Origin of the sequence: Streptomyces acidicola (genome assembly GCF_009377235.1) — a bacterium.
Taxonomy (GTDB): Bacteria; Actinomycetota; Actinomycetes; order Streptomycetales; family Streptomycetaceae; genus Streptomyces; species Streptomyces acidicola.
Genome location: NZ_VMNX01000109.1, coordinates 1 through 23,075 on the forward strand (window position 1 = coordinate 1; position 23,075 = coordinate 23,075).

General features: G+C 69.9%; 22 protein-coding genes. 6 read left to right on the forward strand and 16 right to left on the reverse strand.

Annotated elements, in window-relative coordinates:
- Positions 1-160 precede the first annotated feature (160 nt).
- Positions 161-1,168 (forward strand): sigma-70 family RNA polymerase sigma factor, encoded by a 1,008-nt coding sequence (locus tag FPZ41_RS25765; protein WP_152866077.1) that lies wholly within the window; start codon positions 161-163, stop codon positions 1,166-1,168.
- Here the strand turns inward: FPZ41_RS25765 and FPZ41_RS25770 are convergent.
- The gene (locus FPZ41_RS25770; protein ID WP_152866078.1) at positions 1,061-1,447 is read right to left on the reverse strand and encodes an STAS domain-containing protein; all 387 of its coding nucleotides are present in this window, start codon (positions 1,445-1,447) and stop codon (positions 1,061-1,063) included. The two genes, FPZ41_RS25765 and FPZ41_RS25770, sit on opposite strands and share 108 nt — an antisense overlap.
- A gap of 169 nt (positions 1,448-1,616) precedes the next feature.
- Between FPZ41_RS25770 and FPZ41_RS25775 the strand changes: the two genes are divergently transcribed.
- On the forward strand, positions 1,617-2,537 hold the full coding sequence (locus FPZ41_RS25775; protein WP_322620720.1) for an AEC family transporter: 921 nt from the start codon (positions 1,617-1,619) through the stop codon (positions 2,535-2,537).
- Between the two features lie 217 nt (positions 2,538-2,754).
- Here the strand turns inward: FPZ41_RS25775 and FPZ41_RS25780 are convergent, their stop codons facing one another.
- From FPZ41_RS25780 to FPZ41_RS25825, 10 genes are all read right to left on the reverse strand, one after another.
- Positions 2,755-4,038 carry a thymidine phosphorylase gene (locus tag FPZ41_RS25780; RefSeq protein WP_152866079.1) on the reverse strand — a complete coding sequence of 428 codons (1,284 nt, stop codon included), beginning with the start codon at positions 4,036-4,038 and terminating at the stop codon, positions 2,755-2,757.
- Between the two features lie 94 nt (positions 4,039-4,132).
- On the reverse strand, positions 4,133-4,534 hold the full coding sequence (locus tag FPZ41_RS25785; protein WP_322620721.1) for a cytidine deaminase: 402 nt from the start codon (positions 4,532-4,534) through the stop codon (positions 4,133-4,135).
- Positions 4,531-5,796, reverse strand: a complete 1,266-nt coding sequence (locus FPZ41_RS48600) for an ABC transporter permease (protein ID WP_152866081.1) — start codon at positions 5,794-5,796, stop codon at positions 4,531-4,533. Before FPZ41_RS48600 ends, FPZ41_RS25785 begins: the two co-directional genes overlap by 4 nt.
- Positions 5,793-6,944 (reverse strand): ABC transporter permease, encoded by a 1,152-nt coding sequence (locus FPZ41_RS25795; RefSeq protein ID WP_152866082.1) that lies wholly within the window; start codon positions 6,942-6,944, stop codon positions 5,793-5,795. The genes FPZ41_RS48600 and FPZ41_RS25795 overlap by 4 nt, the downstream gene beginning before the upstream one ends.
- Positions 6,944-8,752, reverse strand: a complete 1,809-nt coding sequence (locus FPZ41_RS25800) for an ATP-binding cassette domain-containing protein (RefSeq protein WP_456154446.1) — start codon at positions 8,750-8,752, stop codon at positions 6,944-6,946. The genes FPZ41_RS25795 and FPZ41_RS25800 overlap by 1 nt, the downstream gene beginning before the upstream one ends.
- A gap of 192 nt (positions 8,753-8,944) precedes the next feature.
- Positions 8,945-9,997: a BMP family lipoprotein gene (locus FPZ41_RS25805; protein WP_152866083.1), complete on the reverse strand. Its 1,053-nt coding sequence runs from the start codon at positions 9,995-9,997 to the stop codon at positions 8,945-8,947.
- A gap of 334 nt (positions 9,998-10,331) precedes the next feature.
- Positions 10,332-11,387 carry a BMP family lipoprotein gene (locus FPZ41_RS25810; RefSeq protein ID WP_152866084.1) on the reverse strand — a complete coding sequence of 352 codons (1,056 nt, stop codon included), beginning with the start codon at positions 11,385-11,387 and terminating at the stop codon, positions 10,332-10,334.
- A 319-nt stretch (positions 11,388-11,706) separates the two neighbouring features.
- Positions 11,707-12,927 (reverse strand): amidohydrolase, encoded by a 1,221-nt coding sequence (locus tag FPZ41_RS25815; protein ID WP_131564521.1) that lies wholly within the window; start codon positions 12,925-12,927, stop codon positions 11,707-11,709.
- Between the two features lie 399 nt (positions 12,928-13,326).
- Positions 13,327-13,965, reverse strand: coding sequence for a Uma2 family endonuclease (locus FPZ41_RS25820; RefSeq protein ID WP_152866096.1), 639 nt, complete (start codon positions 13,963-13,965; stop codon positions 13,327-13,329).
- A gap of 143 nt (positions 13,966-14,108) precedes the next feature.
- A complete protein-coding gene (locus tag FPZ41_RS25825; protein WP_322620722.1) occupies positions 14,109-14,606 on the reverse strand; it encodes an ATP-binding protein in 498 nt (165 codons plus the stop codon).
- Between FPZ41_RS25825 and FPZ41_RS25830 the strand changes: the two genes are divergently transcribed.
- Together FPZ41_RS25830 and FPZ41_RS25835 are read left to right on the forward strand one after the other, a co-directional pair.
- Positions 14,598-14,879, forward strand: coding sequence for a Scr1 family TA system antitoxin-like transcriptional regulator (locus FPZ41_RS25830; RefSeq protein WP_152866085.1), 282 nt, complete (start codon positions 14,598-14,600; stop codon positions 14,877-14,879). The genes FPZ41_RS25825 and FPZ41_RS25830 overlap by 9 nt on opposite strands.
- A 12-nt stretch (positions 14,880-14,891) precedes the next feature.
- Positions 14,892-15,080, forward strand: a complete 189-nt coding sequence (locus FPZ41_RS25835; RefSeq protein WP_152866086.1) for a DUF397 domain-containing protein — start codon at positions 14,892-14,894, stop codon at positions 15,078-15,080.
- Between the two features lie 88 nt (positions 15,081-15,168).
- Here the strand turns inward: FPZ41_RS25835 and FPZ41_RS25840 are convergent, their stop codons facing one another.
- Together FPZ41_RS25840 and FPZ41_RS25845 are read right to left on the reverse strand one after the other, a co-directional pair.
- Entirely contained in the window at positions 15,169-15,549 is a 381-nt protein-coding gene (locus tag FPZ41_RS25840) for a peptidase inhibitor family I36 protein (RefSeq protein ID WP_131564513.1), read from the reverse strand.
- Between the two features lie 174 nt (positions 15,550-15,723).
- The gene (locus tag FPZ41_RS25845) at positions 15,724-16,818 is read right to left on the reverse strand and encodes a hypothetical protein (protein ID WP_322620723.1); all 1,095 of its coding nucleotides are present in this window, start codon (positions 16,816-16,818) and stop codon (positions 15,724-15,726) included.
- A 296-nt stretch (positions 16,819-17,114) separates the two neighbouring features.
- Here FPZ41_RS25845 and FPZ41_RS25850 point away from each other — a divergent pair, with 296 nt between their 5' ends.
- Complete coding sequence (locus FPZ41_RS25850) at positions 17,115-17,579, forward strand: effector-associated constant component EACC1 (RefSeq protein ID WP_152866087.1); 465 nt, start codon at positions 17,115-17,117, stop codon at positions 17,577-17,579.
- Positions 17,576-19,615, forward strand: a complete 2,040-nt coding sequence (locus FPZ41_RS25855) for a caspase, EACC1-associated type (protein ID WP_322620724.1) — start codon at positions 17,576-17,578, stop codon at positions 19,613-19,615. Before FPZ41_RS25850 ends, FPZ41_RS25855 begins: the two co-directional genes overlap by 4 nt.
- A 39-nt stretch (positions 19,616-19,654) precedes the next feature.
- On the opposite strand, the gene FPZ41_RS25860 is transcribed toward FPZ41_RS25855, so the two are convergent.
- From FPZ41_RS25860 to FPZ41_RS25870, 3 genes are read right to left on the reverse strand one after another with little or no spacing between them, the layout of a single operon-like run.
- Complete coding sequence (locus tag FPZ41_RS25860; RefSeq protein WP_152866088.1) at positions 19,655-20,749, reverse strand: hypothetical protein; 1,095 nt, start codon at positions 20,747-20,749, stop codon at positions 19,655-19,657.
- Positions 20,750-20,792: 43 nt separating this feature from the next.
- Positions 20,793-21,731 carry an N-acetylneuraminate synthase family protein gene (locus tag FPZ41_RS25865; RefSeq protein WP_152866089.1) on the reverse strand — a complete coding sequence of 313 codons (939 nt, stop codon included), beginning with the start codon at positions 21,729-21,731 and terminating at the stop codon, positions 20,793-20,795.
- A gap of 12 nt (positions 21,732-21,743) precedes the next feature.
- Positions 21,744-23,051 carry an N-acylneuraminate cytidylyltransferase gene (locus FPZ41_RS25870; protein WP_152866090.1) on the reverse strand — a complete coding sequence of 436 codons (1,308 nt, stop codon included), beginning with the start codon at positions 23,049-23,051 and terminating at the stop codon, positions 21,744-21,746.
- Between the last annotated feature and the right edge of the window lie 24 nt (positions 23,052-23,075).

Sequence of the window (23,075 nt, forward strand, 5' to 3'; positions counted from 1 at the left end):
GGTAGGGGCGGCGGGGGCGAGGAAAACCCTGGGCGAGCGGACACTCGCCTGACCTGCACCTTCCTCTGCCGAGGGGCCGTTGTCAGTGGGCTGCGGTAGCTTCCGAAGTGCTGGGCGTGAAGACGCGCGCCAGGGAGCAAGCCACAGGGGTGGGTGGACGATGAGCAAGGGCACGGCGACAACAGCAGACCTCGACCTCCAGTTGGAGAAGTACCGGGTCGAGCTGACCGGTTACTGCTACCGGATGCTCGGCTCGTCCTTCGAGGCGGAGGACGCGGTGCAGGACACCCTGGTCCGGGCCTGGCGGAGCTACGACAAGTTCGAGGGCCGCTCCTCGCTCCGCTCCTGGCTGTACCGCATCGCGACGAACGTGTGCCTGGACATGCTGACGGCAGGCAACAAGCGGGCACGCCCCGTCGACCTCAGCGACTCCACCCCCCTGGCCCAGGCGGCACTCTCCCCACGCCCGGACAACACATGGCTGGAGCCCGTCCCCGACGCCCGCGTCCTGCCCACGACCAGCGACCCGGCGGAGGCGGCCGTCGCGAAGGAGTCCGTGCGGCTGGCCTTCGTCGCGGCCCTGCAGAAGCTGCCCGCCAAGCAGCGTGCCGTGCTCATCCTCCGCGAGGTGCTCGCCTGGAAGGCGAGTGAGGTCGCCGAGTTGCTCGAAACCTCGGTGGCGTCGGTCAACAGCGCGCTGCAGAGGGCACGGGCGACTCTGGCCGACACGGGCGGCCAGGACGCGGAAAGCGCCGTATCCGACCCGCTGGACGAGGAGCAGCAGAAGCTCCTCGACCGCTACATGGCGGCCTTCGAGGGGTACGACATGGCGGCGCTGACCGCGCTGCTGCACGAGGACGCAGTCATGACGATGCCGCCGTTCGACCTGTGGCTGCGCGGCACGGACGACATCACCGGCTTCATGACGACGCTGGGCGCGCCCTGCGCGGGCTCGCACCTGGTGCCGGTCGCCGTGAACGGCCTGCCGGGCTTCGCCCAGTACAAGCCGGATCCGGAGAAAGGCGGTTTCTCCCCCTGGGCGATTCAGGTCCTGGAGATATCAGAGGGCCGGATCGCCGGGTTCCACTGCTTTCTCGACGCAGTGCGCCTGTTCCCGCTCTTCGGGCTGCCCCTCCATCTCGAAGGCGAGGCCGACAAGACCGAGTAGCGCGCGCAGCGCCGGGTCGGGGCCGCGCAGCCGGATGCGGCCCCCGGCACGCCGAGCGGTGAGCTGAAGCCGGGCGAGTACGTCGACGGCGGCCAGTCCCGCCGGTCCGATCCCGGCGACGTCGCACACCACGACCCCGGCCCCCGTCGCCGTCAGCAGCGCGCGCACGTCGGCACAGAGCCGGGGCACCTCGTCCTTGGCGACGGGTCCCAGCAGCATGAGTACAGCGGGTGTCGTGGCATCCACGTTCGGTAGACCGTTCTGGAGCTCGTGACTCATCGCGGGCCGTGGACCGGATCGATCCAATCGATCCAGAGGGGCGCGCCCGCGCGGTCCGCCAAAGATCACATTGACCTGTGCCCTGCCCTCCCCCGAGGGTTGGGTGTATGCCCCATGAATCAGCACCGCCCGCGATACCCGACGGCCTCCTCCTCGCCGAGGAGGCCCTGTGCAGGGGGTGCTGACGGGTTTCGCGGTGATCGCCGTCGTCATCGGCGTCGGCTTCGTCATCGGACGCCGCGGATATCTCGGCGAGCACGGACGGGAGGTGCTGACCAAGCTCGCGTTCCATGTGGCCTCACCGGCCCTGTTGTTCACGACGCTCGCCGAGGCCGACCTGTCAGTGATCTTCTCCAACCGCCTGCTCGTCACCGCGCTGAGCACGGCAGCGGCGGCCGGCGTCTTCGTCGCGGTCGGTGTCGTACGGCGCTGGGGCGTCGGCCGGACGACCATCGGCGCGCTGTGCTCCAGTTACGTCAACGCCGGCAATCTGGGCATCCCGATCGCCGTGTACGTGCTGGGCGACGCCTCGCTCGTGGCGCCGGTGCTGCTGTTCCAGGTGATCGCGCTGACACCGATCGCGCTGACGATCCTGGACCTGTCGGGCCAGGGCCAGAAGGGTCCGCTGTGGCGGCGGCTGATCACGCCCCTGCGCAATCCGATCGCGGTGGGCTCGCTGGCGGGGGTTGCGGTCTCGGCGTCCGGTCTGACGGTACCGGGGCCGATCATGGATCCGCTGACGCTGATCGGGAACATGTCGGTGCCCGCGGTCCTGCTCGCCTTCGGTATCTCCCTGTGCGGCAGCACCGTCCCGGGCCGCGGTTCCGACCGCCACCTCGTGCTGCTCTCGGTCGCCCTCAAGTCGGTGGGCCAGCCGGCCGCGGCCTGGGCACTGGCGGCGGGGGTCTTCGGGCTCCGCGGCGCACCCCTGCTCGATGTCGTCGTCACCTCGGCGCTCCCCGCCGCGCAGAACCTCTTCACCTACGCGAGCCGCTACCGCGTGGGCGAGGTACTGGCCCGGGAGTCCATCCTGCTGTCGACGATCCTTTCGGTGCCGGTGCTGGTGGTGATCGCGGCGTTGCTGGGGTGACGTGCGCTCGGCCTACGCCGTCGATCACCTTCACGGGACCGGCCGGCGCCGTCGATCACCTTCACGGCACCGGCCGACTCACGGCACCGGCCGATTCGCCGGACCGGCCACCTTCACGGGACCGGCCCATACATCGACGAACGGGACCGGCGCCGGTTCGCCCCGGTCCACCGGTCCCGTTCGCCGATCCCGTTCGCCCGAACAGGGAAACTCCGGCTCAGCCGATGCGTTCCAGCACCACCGGCGACGGTGTGAAGTCCGTTCCCGCCGCCCCGATGTCGTACGAACCCTCCACCGCCTCCAACGCGTAGGCGAACCGTTCCGGCGTGTCCGTGTGCAGGGTGAGCAGGGGCTGGCCCTCGGTCACCGGGTCGCCCGGCTTGGCGTGCATCTCGACGCCCGCCGCCGCCTGAACCGGGTCCTCCTTGCGGGCGCGGCCGGCGCCGAGGCGCCAGGCGGCGATGCCGATGTCGTAGGCGTCGAGGCGGGTCAGGACGCCCGAGGAGGGGGCCGTGACGACGTGCTGTTCCCTCGACGTCGGCAGCGGAGCGTCCGGGTCGCCGCCCTGGGCCTTGATCATGCGGCGCCACACGTCCATCGCCGAGCCGTCGGCCAGGGCCTTCGCCGGGTCGGTGTCCCGCAGCCCGGCGGCGTCGAGCATCTCGCGCGCCAGGGCCAGGGTCAGTTCGACGACGTCAGCCGGGCCGCCGCCCGCGAGCACCTCCACCGACTCCCTGACCTCCAGGGCGTTGCCCGCGGTCAGGCCCAGGGGGGTGGACATGTCCGTGAGCAGGGCGACCGTGCGTACGCCGTGGTCCGTGCCCAGACCGACCATCGTGGAGGCCAGTTCACGCGCGTCCTCGATCGTCTTCATGAAGGCACCCGTGCCGACCTTCACGTCCAGGACGAGCGAACCCGTCCCCTCGGCGATCTTCTTCGACATGATCGAGGAGGCGATCAGGGGGATCGCCTCGACGGTGCCCGTCACATCGCGCAGCGCGTACAGCTTCTTGTCCGCCGGGGCCAGTCCGTCGCCCGCCGCGCAGATCACCGCGCCCACGCCGTCCAGGACGGACAGCATCTCCTCGCCCGAGAGCTGGGCGCGCCAGCCGGGGATCGACTCCAGCTTGTCCAGGGTGCCGCCCGTGTGGCCGAGGCCCCGGCCGGAGAGCTGGGGGACGGCCGCTCCGCAGGCCGCCACGAGCGGGGCCAGCGGAAGCGTGATCTTGTCGCCGACGCCGCCCGTGGAGTGCTTGTCGGCGGTCGGGCGGGTCAGGGACGAGAAGTCCATGCGCTCACCGGAGGCGATCATCGCGGCCGTCCAGCGGGCGATCTCACGGCGGTCCATGCCGTTGAGCAGGATGGCCATCGCGAGCGCCGACATCTGCTCGTCGGCGACCTCCCCGCGGGTGTACGCGTCGATGACCCAGTCGATCTGTTCGTCGCTGAGCTCACCGCGGTCCCGCTTGGTACGGATGACGGAGACGGCGTCCATGGCCATGGCTTTGCTTTCCTTCCGAGGTTCCGAAAGTGACTTCCGGGGTTCCGGAAGTGGGCGGCCCCTGAAGACCGGTCGTCAGGAGGGGCCGCACGGGTTACTTGGTGAGATGCTCCGGGCCGAACGCCTGCGGCAGCATCTCCGACAGGGGCAGGACGCCCTCCGGGGTCTGAAGGAGCATGTCCGGCCCCCCGAACTCGTACAGCAGCTGGCGGCAGCGACCGCACGGGACGAGGATGTCGCCCTGCCCGTCCACGCACGTGAAGTGCGTCAGCCGCCCGCCGCCGGTGTTCTGCAGCTGTGAGACCAGCCCGCACTCGGCGCACAGTCCGAGACCGTACGAGGCGTTCTCGACGTTGCAGCCCGAGATGATCCGCCCGTCGTCGACCAGGGCGGCGACGCCGACCGGGTAGCCGGAGTACGGGGCGTACGCCCGGGACATCGCGTCCCGGGCCACCACCCGCAGCTCGTCCCAGTCGACGCGGGCGGGCGATGTCACTTGCCCTGTCCCTTCCGGTACGGCAGACCGTCCGCCTTGGGCATCCGCAGCCGCTGTGCGGAGAGCGCGAGGACGATCAGCGTGATGACGTACGGCGTGGCGGAGACGACCTGGTTCGGAACCTCGTCGGTGGTCACGTACCAAGTGAACAGCAGGGCGCCGATGAGGACGGTGATCGCGGAGGCGGTGTACTTCTTCCGGACCGCCATCCAGACGGCGCCGATGACCAGCAGGAGGGCGCCGAGCAGCAGCAGCGCGTGGACGTTCTCGGCGCCGCCGCGCAGGTTGAGGCTGTCGGTGTAGCCGAACAGGCCGGCGCCGAGGGCGAGTCCGCCCGGCATCCAGTTGCCGAAGATCATCGCGGCGAGACCGATGTAGCCGCGGCCGCTGACCTGGCCCTCCAGATAGAAAGGGTTGGCCACGATGGACAGGAAGACACCGCCGAGGCCGGCCAGTCCGCCGGAGATGATCACGGCCAGGTACTTGTACTTGTAGACGTTGACGCCGAGCGATTCAGCGGCCACGGGGTTCTCACCGCAGGAGCGCAGACGCAGACCGAAGGCGGTGCGCCACAGGATCCACCAGCTGCCGGGGATCAGCGCGACGGCGATCAGGGTCAGCCAGGAGACATGGGTGACCAGGCCGCCGAGCAGGCCCGCGACGTCGGAGACCAGGAACCAGCCCTTGTGGTTGAGCTCCTGGAGCGCGTCCGAGAGCCCCGGCACCGTGAAGTCGCCGAGGGACTCCACCGGCGGGGACTGCTTGGCCGAACCGCCCGACTTGCCCTCGAAGGCGAGGGGGGCCAGATAACGGGTGGCGCCGAGGGCGAGGATGTTGATGGCCACACCGGAGACGATGTGGTTGACGTTGAAGGTGACCGTGACGAGGGCGTGCACGAGGCCGCCGATGGCGCCGCCGGCTATGCCGACGAGGACGCCGGTCCACGGGCCCCACTGGTAGCCGGCCCAGGCGCCGAACCAGGTGCCGAGGATCATCATGCCTTCGAGGCCGATGTTGACGACGCCCGCGCGCTCGGCCCACAGGCCCCCGAGACCGGCCAGTCCGATCGGAACGGCCAGCTCCAGCGCGGTGGACATCTGGCTGACGTTGGTGATGCCGTCGGCGCCGGTGACGATACGGACGAGCGAGGTCAGCGCGAGGCCGCCGGCGATGATGATCAGCAGGACGGGCAGCGACAGTCGCCGGCCGGCCGGGGCGGCGGGCTGCAGCGTGGGCTGGTTGACAGCGGTCGCGGTGGTCATCGGCCCGCCACCTCCTTCTGGGCGTTGTTGTCGGCGGCGATGCCGGTGGCGCTGGCGGTGGCGCCGAGCACGTGACCGGCGGCGAGCTCCGCGCCGACGCGGCGCTGCTGGCGGCGCAGACCCCACTCGCGCACGGCCTCGTAGGAGACGACGACCGCGAGCACGATCAGGCCCTGCATGATGACCGCGATCTCCTTGTCGTAGTCGTGGAAGTCGAGCTCGGGCGAGGCCTTGTCGAGCCAGGCCCACAGCAGGGCCGCGAAGGCGATGCCGGTCGGGTTGTTCCGGCCGAGCAGGGCGATGCCGATGCCGAGGAAGCCGATGCCGGTGGGGAAGTTCAGGCTGTAGGTGTGCGTGTCGCCGAGGAGGATCGGCAGGCCCGCGAGACCGGCGATGCCGCCGGAGATCAGCATCGCGGTGAGCACCATCCGCTTGGGGTCGACACCGCTGGCCGCGGCGGCACTCTCCGAGGCGCCCGAGGCCCGCAGGTCGAAGCCGAAGCGGGTGCGGTTGAGGACGACCCAGTAGACGACGCCGAGCAGGACGGCGAGGAACACCAGGCCGTAGATCTCGCCGGCCGCGCCCAGGTCGATACCGGGCACCCAGCCGGACTCGTGCATCTCGCCGGTGGTGTTGTTGTTGCCGACCTTGACGCCGAAGACGGAGGGCAGCCACAGGTAGGCGATCACGGATGTCGCGATCGCGTTGAGCATGATCGTCGCGACGACCTCGCTGACGCCGCGGGTGACCTTGAGGACACCGGCTATGCCGGACCAGAAGGCGCCGGTGAACACCGCGGTCAGCAGCAGCAGCGGGATCTGGAGGAACGCCGGCAGGTTCACATGGGCGCCGACGACCGCCGCGATCATCGCGGCCAGCTGGTACTGGCCGTCGACGCCGATGTTGAACAGGTTCATCCGGAAGCCGATGGCGACCGCGAGCGCCGCGATGTAGTACATCGAGGCCTGGTTGATGATCAGGACCTGGATGTCGGAGAACGATGCCTGCTCGAACATCAGGGTGTACGGCTCGACCGGGTTCTTGCCCGAGGCGATCAGCACCACCGAGGTCAGGGCGAAGGCCACGGCGAGCGCGATGACCGGCCCGGCCACCGCGAGGAGCACGCGCTCCTTGTCGAACTTCTTCATCAGCGGGCCTCGTCTTCGGGGGCGTCTGCCTGGGTCTTCGCCGGACCTTGGGAGGGGATGTGCGCCGGACCGTCGGCCGGGGTCTCGACGGAGTCACCGGCCTGGGCCTCAGCGGGATCGTCCGCCGGGGTCTCCCCCGGGCCGTTGGCCTGGGTCGCGGCGGGACCGTCCGCCGAGGACTCGGCGGAGCCGTCCGCCGGGGTCTCCTCGGCACCGTTCGCCGGAGTGTCGGCGGCGTCGTCCGCCGAGGTCTTCGCCGGCCCGTCCGCCGGGGGCTCCTCGTGTTCGAGGTGGCCCGTGGCCGCGCCGGTCATGGCCGAGCCCAGTTCCTCCGGGGTGATCGTGGCCGGGTCGGCGTCGGCGACCAGCTTGCCGTTGTAGATCACCCGGAGCGTGTCGGACAGACCGATCAGCTCGTCCAGGTCGGCGGAGATCAGCAGTACGGCCAGGCCCTCGCGGCGAGCCTCCCGGATCTGGTCCCAGATCTGGGCCTGCGCGCCGACGTCCACCCCGCGGGTGGGGTGGGCGGCGATCAGGAAGCGCGGCTTGTGGCTCATCTCGCGGCCGACGATCAGCTTCTGCTGGTTGCCGCCGGAGAGCGAGGCCGCGGTGACGTCGATGCCGGGGGTGCGGACGTCGTACGCCTCGACGATCCGCCGCGTGTCCTCCTGGGCGGACTTCGGGTCCAGCCAGAAGCCCTTCGCGTTGGGCGCCTCGGTGACGTGGCCGAGGATACGGTTCTCCCAGAGCGGGGCTTCCAGGAGCAGTCCGTGGCGGTGGCGGTCCTCGGGGATGTAGCCGATGCCCTGCTCGCGGCGCCTGCGGGTGGGCCAGGCGGTGATCTCGTCCTCGGCCAGCGTGATGACGCCGGAGTCGGCGTGCTTGAGGCCGATGAGCGCGTCGACGAGCTCGGTCTGGCCGTTGCCCTCGACACCCGCGAGACCCAGGACCTCACCCGCGTGGATGGTGAAGCTGATGTCGTCCAGCAGCGCCTTGCCGCCGGGGGCCTCCAGCCGGAGCTTGTCGACGGTCAGTACGGGGCGGTCGGTGACCGTGGACTCGGCGGTCTGCGGGGTCGGCAGCTCACTGCCCACCATCAGCTCGGCGAGCTGGCGCGGGCTGGTCTCGGCGGGCACGGCCGTGCCGACGGTCGTGCCGCGGCGTATGACGGTGATCTCGTCGGCGACCGACAGCACCTCGCCCAGCTTGTGGGAGATGAAGATGACCGACAGGCCCTCGGACTTCAGCTCCCGCAGGTTGGCGAAGAGCGCGTCGACCTCCTGCGGCACGAGCACCGCGGTGGGCTCGTCCAGGATCAGAGTGCGGGCGCCGCGGTAGAGGACCTTGAGGATCTCCACGCGCTGGCGGGCGGCGACACCGAGCTCCTCGACCAGGAGGTCGGGGCGCACCCCGAGGCCGTAGCGGTCGGAGATCTCCTTGATCCTGCGGCGCGCCTTGCCGCCGATGCCGTGCAGCTTCTCGCTGCCCAGCACCACGTTCTCCAGCACCGTGAGGTTGTCGGCGAGCATGAAGTGCTGGTGGACCATGCCGATGCCGCGAGCGATGGCGTCGGCCGGCGACGAGAAGGTGACCTGCTCGCCGTCGATCGCGATCGTGCCCTCGTCCGGCTTCTGCATGCCGTAGAGGATCTTCATCAGCGTCGACTTGCCGGCGCCGTTCTCGCCGACGAGGGCGTGCACGGTGCCCTTGCGGACGTTGAGGTGGATGTCGTGGTTGGCCACGACGCCGGGGAATCGCTTGGTGATCCCGGCGAGTTCGACGGCGGTCGCCTGACCGTTGACCGCCACGCCGGCCGGAGGGCTGCTGGACGCGTTGATGGCGCACTCTCCTGTGGAAGGGGGTCGCCTACGCGTGTGGCACCCCTATGGCAACGAAACGGGTGACGCACCGTCGACAACGGGGTACAGGGCGAAAGACTCCCCGTACCCCGTTGAGCGGAGGTAACCCCGCGGTTACTGGCTGTTTCAGGCCCTGCTGTGTCAGCTGGTCCTGACCTTGATCTCGCCGCTGATGATCTTCTCCTTGGCCGTTTCAATGGCTTGCTGGAGCTCGGTGTCGTCCTTGAACTTGGGGTTGGAGTCCGCGAGGCCGACCTCACCGGTCTTCAGATCGCCCCGTACGATACCGCTCTCCGGCTTGCCGTCCTCGACCGACTTCGCAAGGCTGTACACCGCCTTGGCCACGTCCTTCGTCGCCGAGGTGAGGATGTAGTCCTTGTACTTCGCGAGGGCCTGCTGCCCGTACTGGTCCGAGTCGACGCCGATCGCCCACACCTTGTTGGCGGCGGCGGCCTCGATCACACCCTGGCCGGACAGACCGGCCGCCTGGTAGACGACGTCGGCCTTCTTCTCGATCTGGCTCTCAGCGGCCGTCTTGCCCTTGTCGGGGCTGGAGAAGCCGCCCTCCTCCGCGGTCTGCGTGAGGTACTGCGAGAGGACCTTCGCCTTGGGGTTGGTGTCCTCGACGCCCTGCTTGAAGCCAGCCTCGAACTTGTGGATGAGCGGGATGTCCACGCCACCGACGAAACCGACGGTGTTCGTCCTGGTCGCCTTGGCAGCGGCGACACCGGCGAGGTACGAGGCCTGCTCCTCGGAGAAGACCAGGTCCGCGACGTTCTCCGCCTCGATGGTGGAGTCGTCGACGATGCCGAACGTGACGTCCGGGTACTTCGCCGCGGCCTCCTTCACGGCCGCCGCGTAGGCGTAGCCGACACCGATCACCGGGTTGTGGCCCTGCTTGGCCAGGGAGACCAGGCGCTGGGTCTTGTCGGCGTCCGTCTCGCCGTCGGTGGGCTCGACATCGGTGGTCTCGTAACCGAACTCCTTCTCCGCCTTCCGCAGGCCCGCGTACGCGGCGTCGTTGAAGGACTGGTCGCCCTTGCCGCCGACGTCGTACGCGATGGCGAGGCCCTTGTCGCCCTTCGCGTCCTGGGAGGAGGAGGCCTCGGTCGAGGTGCCGCCGCAGGCGGAGAGGGCGAGGGCGAGGGATGCGGTCGCTGCGCCTGCGACCGTGAGGCGGGAAACCCGGCGCATTGGTGTGCTCCTGTCGTACTGCGCCGTACGGTGGTTCTTCACGGCTTCGGCGCGTGGTGGCTCCGCCGCAGAGTAACGCGCGTAGACCTGCGGGTGAAACCCTGTGGTCCGGCTTGTTATGGGGCCGATACGCTCCGCTGGTTGGGCGGGTTCTGGTAGCGCCGTTTTTTGTGCGGCTGCGTCCAGGGCTGCGGGCTGGTTGTGGCTGGTCGCGCCCACGCGGCGGAGCCGCAAATGTCACAGCCCCGCGCCCCTTGCGGGGCGCTGCCCCGCCAACTACAAGCGGGCGGGCACCAGGGGCGCCCGCCCGTTTCCAGGAACCTTCGACTACCGACTACTCGGTCTTGACCTTGATGGAGCCGTCGACGATGCCTTCCTTGGCCTTGGCCACGGCGTCCGTGAGACCGGGGATCTTCGCGAACTCGGGGTTGCTGTCGGCCAGGCCGACGCCGTCCACCTTGAGGTCGAAGGTCTGCGTGCCGGTCAGCGGCTTGCCGTCCTCGACGGACTTGGCCAGCGCGTACACCGAGTCGCCGATGTCCTTCGTCGCCGAAGTCAGGATGTAGTCCTTGTACTTGGCGAGGGCCTCCTGCTTGTACTGGTCGGAGTCGACGCCGATCGCCCACTTCTTGGCGGTGGCGGCGGCCTCGATCACGCCCTGGCCGGAGAGACCGGCCGCCTGGTAGACGACGTCGGCGTTCTTCTCCAGCTGAGCCTCGGCGGCGGCCTTGCCCTTGTCCGGGCTGGAGAAGCCGCCCTCCTCGGCGGTCTGCGTCAGGTACTGCGACAGGACCTTCACCTTGGGGTTGGTGTCCTCGACGCCCTGCTTGTAACCGGCCTCGAACTTGTTGATGAGCGGGACGTCCACGCCGCCGACGAAACCGACGGTGTTCGTCTTGGTCGCCTTGGCGGCGGCGACACCGGCGAGGTACGAGGCCTCGTTCTCGGCGAAGACCAGGGAGGCCACGTTGTCGCCCTCGACGACCGAGTCGACGATGCCGAAGCTGACCTTCGGGTACTTCTTGGCGACCTCTTCCATCGCGGGGCCGTACGCGAACCCGACACCGACGATGGGGTTGTAGCCCTGCTTGGCCAGGGAGGTGAGGCGCTGCACCTTGTCGGCGTCGGTCTCGCCCTCGGTCGGCTCGATGTCGGCGGTCTTGTAGCCGAACTCCTTCTGCGCCTTCTCCAGGCCGGAGTACGCGGCGTCGTTGAAGGACTGGTCGCCCTTGCCACCGATGTCGTAGGCGATGGCGAGCCCCTTCGCGTCGCCGCCGCTCTCGCCGCCGTCGCTCCCGGCTTCGCTGCTCGTACCGCCACAGGCCGTGGCCGCGAGGGCCAGCGACGCGACCCCCACCGCGACGCGGGTCAGTTTGGATATCCGACGCATCCTGAAGTTCCCCATTCTCCCTAGCCCCGCAGTGGGTGCTGGTTCAGCCCCCGCCGTGGGTGCCGAGTTCGGCGCACATTAACGCGCGTAGACCATCGAGGGAACGGGGTACCGCTTGGCTGTTATCCATTCGTGCCGATGGCCGGTTAAGTCCGCGTGAACCATGCCGCCAAAAGGTACGAATGACACATAACACCCTGAGTGCTGCTCACGCTCCGTGCGCGCGGCACGACTCGTACGTGCCGGTGGAACGCGTTCCGCGCGGGGCGGGGAGGGACGCCGGCAGCGACCGCCGATCGGTCGCCCCTCCAGGCCGCGACTACCGTCCGGCGTCGAGGAGGGCGGCCGCGGTGAAGAGCTCCACGCCGACGGTGATGGCGTGCTCGTCGGCGTCGAAGTCGCCCTGGTGGAGGTCGCGGACCAGACGGTCGCCGGGCCGGCGGACACCGAGGCGGGCCATGGCGCCCGGGACGTGCTCCAGGTACCAGGAGAAGTCCTCGCCGCCCAGGCTCTGGTCGGTGTCCTCGATGGACTGCGCGCCGCGGCGCGCGGTCATGGCGTCGCGCAGCAGTTCGGTCACGACCGGGTCGTTGACGACCGGCGGTACGCCCCGGACGTAGTTGATCTGGGACTTGGCGCGGTGGAGGGTGGCGACCTCGTCGATGGCCGCGTGCACCAGGTCGGGGGCCTGCCGCCAGGCCTCGATGTCGAGGCAGCGCACGGTTCCGGAGAGTTCGGCGTGCTGCGGGATCACGTTGCAGGCGTGGCCGGACTCGATGCGTCCCCAGGTGACGGCAAGCCCGCTGCGGGCGTCGACGCGGCGGGCCACCAGCGCGGGCACGTCGGTGGCGACGCGGGCGGCGGCGGTGACCAGGTCGGTGGTCAGGTGGGGACGCGCGGTGTGGCCGCCGGGCCCGTCGAGTGCGACTTCCAGCCGGTCGCAGGCGGACGTGAGGGGCCCGTTGCGCAGCCCGATCCGCCCGGCCTCCACCCTGGGGTCGCAGTGCACGCCGATGATCCGCCCCACGTTCTCCAGCGCGCCGGACTCTATGGCGTCGGGCGCGCCGCCGGGCAGTACTTCCTCGGCCGGCTGGAAGATCAGCCGCACGGGCCGGGGCAGCCGCCCCTTCCGGTGCAGCTCGGCGAGGACGAGCCCGGCGCCGAGGACGACGCTGGTGTGCACGTCGTGGCCACAGGCGTGCGCGCGGTCGGGCACGGTGGAGCGATAGGAGCAGTCGACCTTCATGTCGGGAATCGGCAGGGCGTCGATGTCGGCCCGCAGGGCGAGCATGGGCCGCCCGCCGTCCCAGTCACCGATGTCACACAGGAGCCCGGTCCCTGTTTCGAGTACGCGCGGCGCGAGCCCGGCCTTCTCCAGACGGGCCTTGATCGCGGCGGTGGTACGGAACTCCTGGTTACCGAGCTCGGGGTGCATGTGCATGTCGCGGCGGAAGGCGACGAGTTCGGTGCGCAGGGCATCCGGCAGGGCGCCGGGAAGCGCTGCTTCCCCGGGGAGATCGGCCTCGGACTCTCGGGACATCAGTTGGTTCACCCTATGAAGGGTAGGGCGATCGGGCGGTCGGCTAACCCGCGATCAACAAAAATTCAGCCCGTTAGAGAAGAAAATCTGACCGGTCGGCGCATGGGGATCAAGGGGGGTGGGTACACTCGCCCGGCTTTTCGGGACGATTGGGCTTTGGCCGCGACCTTGATCGATACGTACCGACACCTGCCGAGGTGTGACGAACCTTGGCGTGGTTCCGATCGGTCGGCTCCGGTCGGCTCGGGTAGCGGCCGCTGGGACCGTGCCCCCGGGGATGCGGGGCGCGGAAGTGCGACAGTTTCCGGAAATCTGTCGCACTCTGCGGAGAAGTGGCCGCCGAGTCCGGCGGCCTCGTCGGTGCCGAGCCGCACGACGCCCACTCGGGCGGCCGCCGGGTCAGGCCGGTCCGCTGGTTGCCGTCCCCCGGTCTTCGCTCTCGCCCTCCGCACTCTCCGGGGTAACGGCGAACCCGGAGGTGTCGAGATCGAAGTCGAAGGGTGCGGGGACGTGGAGGGCTCGCCCGAAGGGCACGGTCGTGCGCGAGCGGTAGCCCTTGGGTGACGGGTCCCAGAACGCGGTGATCTCCTGGACCTGCATGTCGAGGACGAGGTACACGGGGACCACGCGCCCGTAGGTGTCCAGCTTGTCGAGCCAGTCGGTGTCCTTGGTGGACAGGGAGGTCAGCTCGGCGACCAGGGAGAGCGCGGCACCGTCGGCGTGGCGGCCTTCGGTGTCGAAGGCGGCTTCGTCGGCGACGAAGAGGTCGGGACCGAAACCGCGCTCGGACGAAGGGAACGTGAAGAGGAAGGGAGAGGTCTCTGTGACGTGGCCCTCCGGCGCGTATGCCTCCACTTGGCTGCGCAGCCGCCGCATCGGGCGCAGGTAACGCAGCTTCGACCACGGCGACACGACGATCTTCCCCCGGATGAGCTCGGCCTTGTAGCCGTCAGGTGTGTCCAGTTCCTCGACGGTCCGGAGCATGTCCTCGAAGGCTCCGGACCCGGATGCGTCTATGGCCGCCGGGCGCTCGATCATGGTGGTCACCACGGTCCTCCGCTGAGTACAGGTCGTGTCGATGCCTCCAGGGTAGTGCCGGGCGAGACGCGCGGCGCGGCTTGCGTCCCGCTCCCCCCGTACGAGGTAGCTCACCGTGACGGGCATGCCGCGAGCCGCGCCAGTCACGCCACGACCTGCACGTCCGTCGCCGACCGGTTCTCCAGCTCGAACCAGAGCAGCTTCCCGCCACGTCCGAACAGATCGTCACCGAGCGGGCACCCGCCCCAGCTGTCGGCCCACTCGCGTACGAGGACCAGCCCGCGCCCGCCGAGGGATCGCTCGTCCGCCTGTTCCGCCTGCCCCTGCCCGGCGCCCAGCGAACTGCGCCGCGCGGGCGGCTTGCCGAACGGCGAGGGCACGTAGGGGTCCGTGTCCCACACGGTGACCCTCACCCCGCTCCGGGGCTCGGCATCGAGCCCGTCAAGCCCGCGCAGCCGCAGGAATGCCGGCCCTTTGGTGTGCTGGTAGGCGTTGGTGACCAGCTCGGAGGCCAAGAGCTCGGCGGTGTCGAGCAGTTCACCCATCCCGTACGCCGGGAGCACGGCCCGCAGGGTCATACGGGCGATGCGCGAGCGGCGCGATTCGGCGACCGGGCCACCATGCGCTGCCAGTTGACGCACCTCGTCGAGACGAGCGAACTGGAGCACGTCACGCTGATGGTGGTGCCCTTCGACGTCGGCCCCTTCCACACATCGGGCCAGGGCATCGACTACTTCCACGGCCCCGTACGCCAACTCGACACAGTCCAGATCTACACCGATCACGGTGGTGAACTCATCGACTCACCACCCCAGTTGGAGCGCTACCGCCTCGTACTGGATCGCATGTCGGCCGCCGCCTTGGGCCCGGCCAAGTCGCGCCACTTCGTCGCCCATCTGATCAAAGACCTGTAGAGGAGCCCACCCATGCCCGAACTCCGTTGGCAGAAGTCGTCGTACAGCCAGGAGGCCTCCTCCTGCGTCTACCTCGCCACCGCCCCCGACACCACTCTCCACCTCCGCGAGAGCGACGAACCGGACGTCGTCCTCCACACGAGCCGTGCGGCGCTGGCTGCCCTCATGGCAACCGTCAAGCAGGACGTCGTGAAGGCCTGAACGCCGAACCGAAGCCGGGCCGACTAACCGAGCTCAGTCAAGAGAACAGGGCGCCTCCGCCGAGGCGCCCTGTGGTCAGACCACAGCCCTACTGGGGCTTGAACGAACGGATCTGGTAGTTGCCCTGCAGGTTGCCGCCCGCGCCCGCGGGGGTGGAGCCGACACGGGACTGGTAGTTGGTGCCCTTGTAGTACTGCTTACGGTGCCCGGTCCCGTTCCACAGCGAGCGTACGTTCTGCCCCCTGCGGATGAAGGAGCAGTCGTCGGCGGTGTTCGCCCTCCTCTCGCTCTGCCACTGACAGCGGGTCCCGCCGCCGTCCCAGTCGCTGTAGATGCAGAAGTATCCGGGGGTGCAGTTGTAGGCGGCCCGGCTGCCGGGTGCCGCGGGGGCCGCGTTCGCGGCGGGTACGACGCCCAAGGCCGTGACCAAGGCGGCTGCGGCGACGGCGAACGAGCGGATGCGACGCATGGAGTTCTCTCCTCTTCCTCGCTGACGGTATGGAGGAGCCACACCGACCCCGACATACTGAACAAATCAGACAGCGGGTAAACCACCGAACAAGTGGACGAGGTATCCCCAAACGGAGGAACGGGAGAGAACCGACGGCGACGGCGACCTGGCCGTCGCATGAGCCACCGCCGCTTACGACCGTGTGGCGGTCCCGCACCCCTCGTCGTCGGCGTCCCGCATGCGCTCGTCCATCGAGTCGCTCCGGTCGTACGGATCGACCTCGCGATCGTCTCCCTGGCCCGAGGTCGCGCGCTCGGCCCTGAACTCGGGGTTGAAGTAGCCGGTGAAGGTGTCGCAGCCGCCGTTGGTGGTGTCCACCTTGTAGGACACGAAGGAGAACGTCCCCGGCTCGACGATCACCTTGGCCGGGTCGTCCCAGCTCATCACGACCTCGCGGCGCACGATGGTGCGCGCGACTTCGTCGCTTCCCTCCGCGGCGCGTACGACCGGATAGACGTACGTGACATCGGCCGTCACCTCGACCGCACCGCGCTCGCCTTCCCGGAACGTGATCCGTCCTCGCGTCTTGACCACGTCACCGACCAGCCGCACCTTCGAATCCTCGAACCGGCTGAACAGCAACAGAGGATCGTCCTCGCGGCTGGGCGCGCGGAACGCGGCAGCCAGGTAGTCCTGGACATCCTGCTGATGCGGATTGATCAACGCGATCGCCTTCCGCGGCCGCTCCCCGCTCAGCACACCGGCATCCAGACTGGACTCGGCAAGGAAGTCCCGACTCCGGTCGAGCGCCTTCTCGACCTGCTCCTTGCTCATCCAACCGGTCGCCCGTGCGGCCGGCAGATGGATCCCAGCCGCACCGTCGGCCCAGCGCACCGCCGGCGATCCCTTGAACGGCTGCTCCACTGTGGGAAGTTGGGCGGTCTCCGTCGCCGGCGGTTTGCTCGGACGTTGCGACTCCGCGGCGAGCGGCGCACTTTCGCCGTCTCCGCCCGCGATCCATCCGGCCACCCGCTCCGGAGCCACTGCCACCACCAGCAGTCCGGCCGCCACCAGCAGTCCGACCGCGTACCAGCCCTTGCTCCGTCGCCGCCGGGCCGGTTGGTGAGTTCGCCACCCTTCCGGCGGACCGGGCTGTTCCCGCAGCCGCCGCGCCACCATCCGGGCCCGCGCCGAGGGCTCCTTGGGCCCACCCTGAGTCCCGGTCTCGGCGTTTCGTAGGAAGCGCTCCCACTCCTCGTCCGGTATGGATCCCCCGTCCTTGCCCACGCTGCGCTCCCGCCCTTTCTCCCGCACCCGGTCCGCCCCCGCGGGCGGCTATTGTCCGTGCATCATCACACAGCTCGGCCACACCACCGATCGGCTCCGCGAAGGGGCCCTTGCCGCCAGGTCCACGTCACAACCGGCAGGAGACTGCCCCGCGGCAACCCGCCCGCACATCTCGGTTTCCTTGCGGCCACCCCCGGCTTCTTCACCTCGACTTCCCCTTGCTGCCACCATGTTGTGCGAACCTTCAGAGCGGACGTGTGGTGCGCAGGGCGGCCGGACGGGCGGGGGAGAAACAAGTGGAGATCAGGTTCTGGGCCGGGGGCAGTGACCAGGACGAGGATCAGAGGCAGGACATACGGTCACTCCACGAGTGGCTCAGGGACGATCGCGATCTGCGGCTCGCCGGCGTGCGGATCGAAGCCGTGGTCGGCGCGGCGCAAGGGCGGATGGGGATCGGGCCCGAGGAGATCGGGGCGCTGTGCGGAGCACTGTCCCTTGGGCTCCAGCTCGTGGACAGCGTTCGGGCGTGGCGGCAGGGACGTCGGCCGACCACCACCGTCAATGTCACCGTCCTCGGAGGAGATCCGGGACAGGCGGAACAGCTCGCGGCGGCGCTGCGCGCTGCCGGGCTCGTACCCCAGGTCCGCGACGAGTCCCATGAACCGACCGTCTCCCCCGGCACCCAGCCCGCCGACCACAACCGTGATCCCGGCGACAGCAGCGACGACGGAGACAGCGGCGGCAACGGGGACAGACGGTGACCGAGCCTGTCGTCCCCGCGGCCTCGTCTCCTGACTCCGCCGACCCCACCGCGGCACGAACGCCCGGGGCGCCCCAGCGGCTCGACCCGTCCCGGTCGGTCTGCCTGCTGATCGGGGTCGACGCCTACAGCGGCAGCGCACATGACGGCCTGGAGAAGCTCAACAGCGTCAAGCACAACCTCGCCGGCCTCCGGAAGGTCTTCCTCGACCAGGACATCGGAGGGTTCCCCGAGGGTCGCGTCATCACCCTGCCCAATCCGGCCGAGGCGCCCGAGATCATGGACGCCGTCGAAGAGGCGGGCGCACGTGCCGAGGACACGCTGATCGTGTACTACGCGGGTCACGGGCTGCTGGGTACCGATCAACGTCTGTATCTGACCCTGCCCAAGTCGCGGCTCGGCCGTCCTGCGGGTTGGGTCGACACCCGCCACCTCCGGGGCGCGATCGAGAAGAGTTCCGCCCGGCGCGTCGTTCTCATCCTCGACTGCTGCTTCAGCGGCAAATGGATCCGGGACGAGGGAGAGTCGTACTCCGCCCCGGACAGCGCCGAACTGGCGTTGAGCACCCTGACGCAACTCGACGCCGGAACGTACGCGTTGACGTCCACGGCGCACAACCGCCTCTCCCACGCCCCCGACCCCGACAAATGCTCCGCGTTCACCGGGGCCCTGGTGGACGTCCTCAGCAAGGGCGACACCGGCGGCGGCGAAGTGCTCACCCTGGGCGAGGTGTTCCGGCTCGTCCGGAAGAAGATGAGCACCCTGAAGCTGACCGAGCCTCAGGAAGCACGCGCCCAGGACGAGAACGGGCTCTCGGGCCTCGGCTTCGTACGTAACGCGGCGAAACGTCCCGTACCGGAGCACACCCCCACGCATGCGGGGGTTCCGGCCCTGCCGCCCGGCCGCATCCGCCGCAGGCTGCTCATGGCGCTCGCCTCGGGGCTCGCCGTAGGCCTCGGTATCGGCCTCGCGGCACCGCCCGCGTGGGACCGACTGCACCCGCCCGCGCACAGGGAGGCCCGGGGCGACTGCTCCTCCCGGGCCGCCCTGCTGGACCACTCCGACGCGCTCGACAAGCAGGAGGTCGACAACGAGGGGGTCGAGGGCCTGTCGGGCCTGGCCTTCGATCCCGACGGCCATCGCACGGTGTACGCGATCGCCGACAACGAACCGGGACGGATCTTTCCCATCGACATCGGCACACCCGAAGCCCTCGGGCTACGGGCCCAGAGGGCCACGACCCTGCGCAAGGCGGACGGCAGCGAGCTCGGCCGATGGTTCGACGGGGAGGCGATCGCCGTCGAGAAGGGTGGGCGGACAGCGCTCGTCGCCTCCGAGACAGGGCCCGCGATCCGCCGCTTCGACCTCGACAACGGCCTTCAGAAGGGGCCCGACCTCCCCCTGCCCAAGGGTTTCCGTGTCTGGCCCGACGGCGGCGCCATGGCGGGCCGCACGATCGAGTCGCTCGCCCTCACACCGAGCGGCAAGTACCTGTACGTCGGTCTGGAGTCACCTCTCGCCCAGGACGGCGACGACCGGGGCAAGAACCTCCTGCGCATCCAGCGCTACACCGGCACCCCCGGCGGGTCGTACACCCTGGACAACCAGTACGCCTACCGCACCGACGAGGGGCTGAGTCTGGTAGAGCTGGTGGCGGTCGACGACAACCGGCTCCTGGCTCTGGAGAGGCAGTACTCGGCGGGCCTGGGCAACGCGATACGGGTCAAGGACGTCACCCTGGGGCCCAAGGCCATGGATGTGACACGGAAGAAGTCGCTGTACGACACGCCCGCCGATGAATCCCTCACCAGCTCGCTGCTGTTCGACCTCGCCGACTGCCCCGCGGGCAGCCCGGGTGAGGTGGCGCTCAAGGGGACGCAGGCCAACCCGCTGCTGGGCAACGTCGAGGGCATGGCACTGGGCGACACGCTGAGCGACGGCCCGTACCGGGGGCGGCGCTCCCTGCTGATGGTGACCGACGACAACGGCAACGCACAGCAGATCACCCGCTTCTACTCGCTCGCCGTACAGCTCTGAGGACCGCGAGGCCTACGCCGACGTCGCCGCCCCCAGCCCCTACGCCGACGTAACCGCCGACAACCGATGCACATCCCGCGCCGTCCCCGTCACCCCGGACAGGAAGCCCTGCGCGCGAGGCGAGGCGTTGTCCGTCAGCCAGGTGGGGTCGATGTCGCAGACGGCGACCTTGACGTCCGTGCCTGCCAGGGCGAGCGGCAGGGTGTGGACCACGGTCGACGGGAAGCTCAGGATCGTGCTGCCGATGGGGCCGCGGCGGGCGATGAGTTCCAGGGGGAGGTCCGGGCGGACCACCTCCAGGCCCGTCTCCTGGGCCAGCCGGTGGAGCTTGTCGGTGCTCTCGCGGCGGTGGGCGAAGTAGCGGGTCGCGCCGTGGGCGCGGGCGAGGGCCCGGACCGCCTCGAGGTAGCGGTCGCCGTCCACGACGCCCGTCTCGACCAGGGACGTACCGACCATGTCGGCGCCCTTGGTGATACGCGGCGGGCCGAAGCGGGCGCGGGTCCAGGCGAAGCCGTTCGCGGTGACCGTGACGCCGTTGGGGGTCTCGTCGATCGGCATGGAGGAGAAGACCTCCACGTGCCGGTTCTCACCGGGGGTGAGGCGGTGGCGGGCCTTGGAGGAGACCGGGGCGAAGAGCAGGTCGCGGGGGCCGGGGCGGCCGCCCTTGCGGTGCCAGCGCACCAGGCGTTCGCCGCGGGCGAGCTGGGAGACGAACTCCATGGTCGCCGTGCCGTCGTCCACGACCACCAGGTCCTGGGCCCGGGTGATGGTGAGCAGGAGTTGTACGTAGCGGGAGAACGGGTCGCCCATGACGACCCGTGCCGCCTTGCGCAGCAAGGGCGCGAGGCCCGCGATCGTGTGGAACGGGGCCGTCGTGCCGCCCCGCGCCTCCTCCCACCGCACCTGGTACCCCTCGTCCCGCGCCAGCTCCGCCATACGGCGCAACTGGCCCCGGGTCATGGGGTCGTTGGGTGAGAGGACGACAAGGGTGAGCCCCGCGCCGGGGGCCCGCGCGGTGTCCGACTCCGTGCCGAGGGCGTGGGCGTGCGCCCACTCCAGGACGTTCAGGAGCTGTACCGGGCTCTCGACGAAGGCGAGAGTGTGGGGGCCGGCTGATCCGGCGCGGGGGCTCATCGACGTACGACCGTCGCTTCCCTTGGTGTGGGGGTGGAGGGGATCAGACCGTGACCGGCTCGCCCGCCGCCGCGGCGATCTCCGCCTCGGCGACGACGCCCTGGACACGGCGCAGCTTCTTCATCGGGCCGAGCTCGGAGTCGTACACCTTCTTGATGCCGTCGCCGAGGGACGCCTCGATGGTGCGGATGTCGCGGACGAGGCGCGCGAGGCCCTGCGGCTCCACGGACGCGGCCTGGTCCGAGCCCCACATGGCACGGTCGAGGGTGATGTGACGCTCGACGAAGGTGGCGCCCAGGGCGACCGCGGCGAGCGTGGTCTGCAGGCCCGTCTCGTGACCGGAGTAGCCGATCGGGACGTTCGGGTACTCGGCCTGCAGGGTGTTGATGACGCGCAGGTTGAGCTCCTCGGCCTTCGACGGGTACGTCGACGTGGCGTGGCACAGGAGGATGTTGTCGCTGCCCAGGACCTCGACCGCGTGGCGGATCTGCTTCGGGGTCGACATGCCCGTGGAGAGGATGACCGTGCGGCCGGTGCCGCGCAGGGCGCGCAGCAGCTCGTCGTCGGTCAGGGAGGCCGAGGCCACCTTGTGGGCCGGGACGTCGAACTTCTCCAGGAAGGCGACGGCCTCGGTGTCCCACGGGGAGGCGAACCAGTCGATCCCCTTCTCCTTGCAGTGCGCGTCGATCTGGCGGTACTCGTCCTCACCGAACTCCACACGGTGGCGGTAGTCGATGTAGGTCATGCGGCCCCAGGGGGTGTCGCGCTCGATGTCCCACTGGTCGCGCGGGGTGCAGATCTCCGGCGTGCGCTTCTGGAACTTGACCGCGTCGCAGCCGGCCTCGGCGGCCACGTCGATCAGCTTGAACGCGTTCTCCAGGTCGCCGTTGTGGTTGATGCCGATCTCGCCACAGACGTAGACGGGCTGGCCGGGACCGGCGGTACGCGAACCGAAGGCACGCAGGCGGGAGTTGGAGCTCATGAGAAACGTTCCTTACTTGTCGAGAGGGTCGAGAGAGTCGAGAGAGGGTCCGAGGATCCAGCCGGCGATCTCTCGGATCGCGCCGTCGCCACCGGGGACGGTGGTGACCGCGCGTGCGGCGCCGCGCACGACGTCGTGGGCGCTCGCGACCGCCACGGGCCAGCCGACGAGGGCGAAGCACGGGAGGTCGTTGACGTCGTTGCCGACGTAGAGCACGCGCTCAGGCGCGATGCCCTGCTCCTCGCACCACTGCTTCAGTGCGAGGTCCTTGCGGTCGATGCCGTGGAGGACCGGGATCTTGAGCTTCCGGGCCCGGGCGGCGACCACAGGGTTCTGTTCCGTGGACAGGACCAGCATCTTCAGGCCGCTCTTGCGGAGGGCCGCGATGCCGAGTCCGTCCCCGCGGTGCACGGAGACGAACTCCCGTCCGTCGGAGTCGATCAGCACCCGGTCGTCGGTCTGGGTGCCGTCGAAGTCGAGGACGACCGCGTCAACGTCCTGAGCGGTCGGCAGCGAACCAGGACGGTCCGCGTCGAAGAGGGGAGCCAGCGCGCGGGCGCGGGCCAGGTCGTGCGGGTCGTCGATCTCCAGGACCCGCGCGGGGTCGGTGCGCACCAGTTCCGTACGGCCGAAGAAGCGGTGCTGGTGCTTGCGCAGGCCGGCCGCGTCCATCGCATAGGCGGCACCGGTCTCCAGGAGGTCCTGGGGGCGGTCCTGGCGGCGGGGGCGGAACGACTTGTCGTGGTTGACGCCGTAGCCGCCGTCGGTGTCCGTGGCGTGGGTGACCGTCGTGGTGCCGCCCACGGCTCCCGTGCGGGTGGACTCGACGACCGAGGGGTCGTCCGCGGCGTCCCGCCAGATGAACCCGTGGAAGGGGGCGACGGTGAGCGCGGTGTCGGCGCCGTTCTCGACGATCGCGGCCGCTACACCGTCGATGTCCTCGCGGACGATGAACGGGCTGGTGCACTGGACCAGGAGGACGACGTCCACCGAAGCGTCGTGGCGGGCTTCGTGCGCGTCCACCGCGTGCAGGACCGCGGCCTCGGAGGTGGCGGTGTCACCCGCGATGGCGGCCGGGCGCAGCACGACCTCGGCGCCGGCCTCACGGGCGGCGGCCGCGATGGCCTGGTCGTCGGTGGAGACCACGACGTCCGTCACCAGCCGGGCGGCCCGGCACTCGCGCACGGCGCGGGCGACCAGCGGGACGCCGCCGACCGGGGCGAGGTTCTTCGCGGGGACGCCCTTGGAGCCGCCGCGCGCGGGGATCACGGCGAGCACGCGGCGTGCCGAAGCAGCCGGGCCCGCTTCCGGGTTGGGCATGGGATGTACTCCTTGCGACGGGTT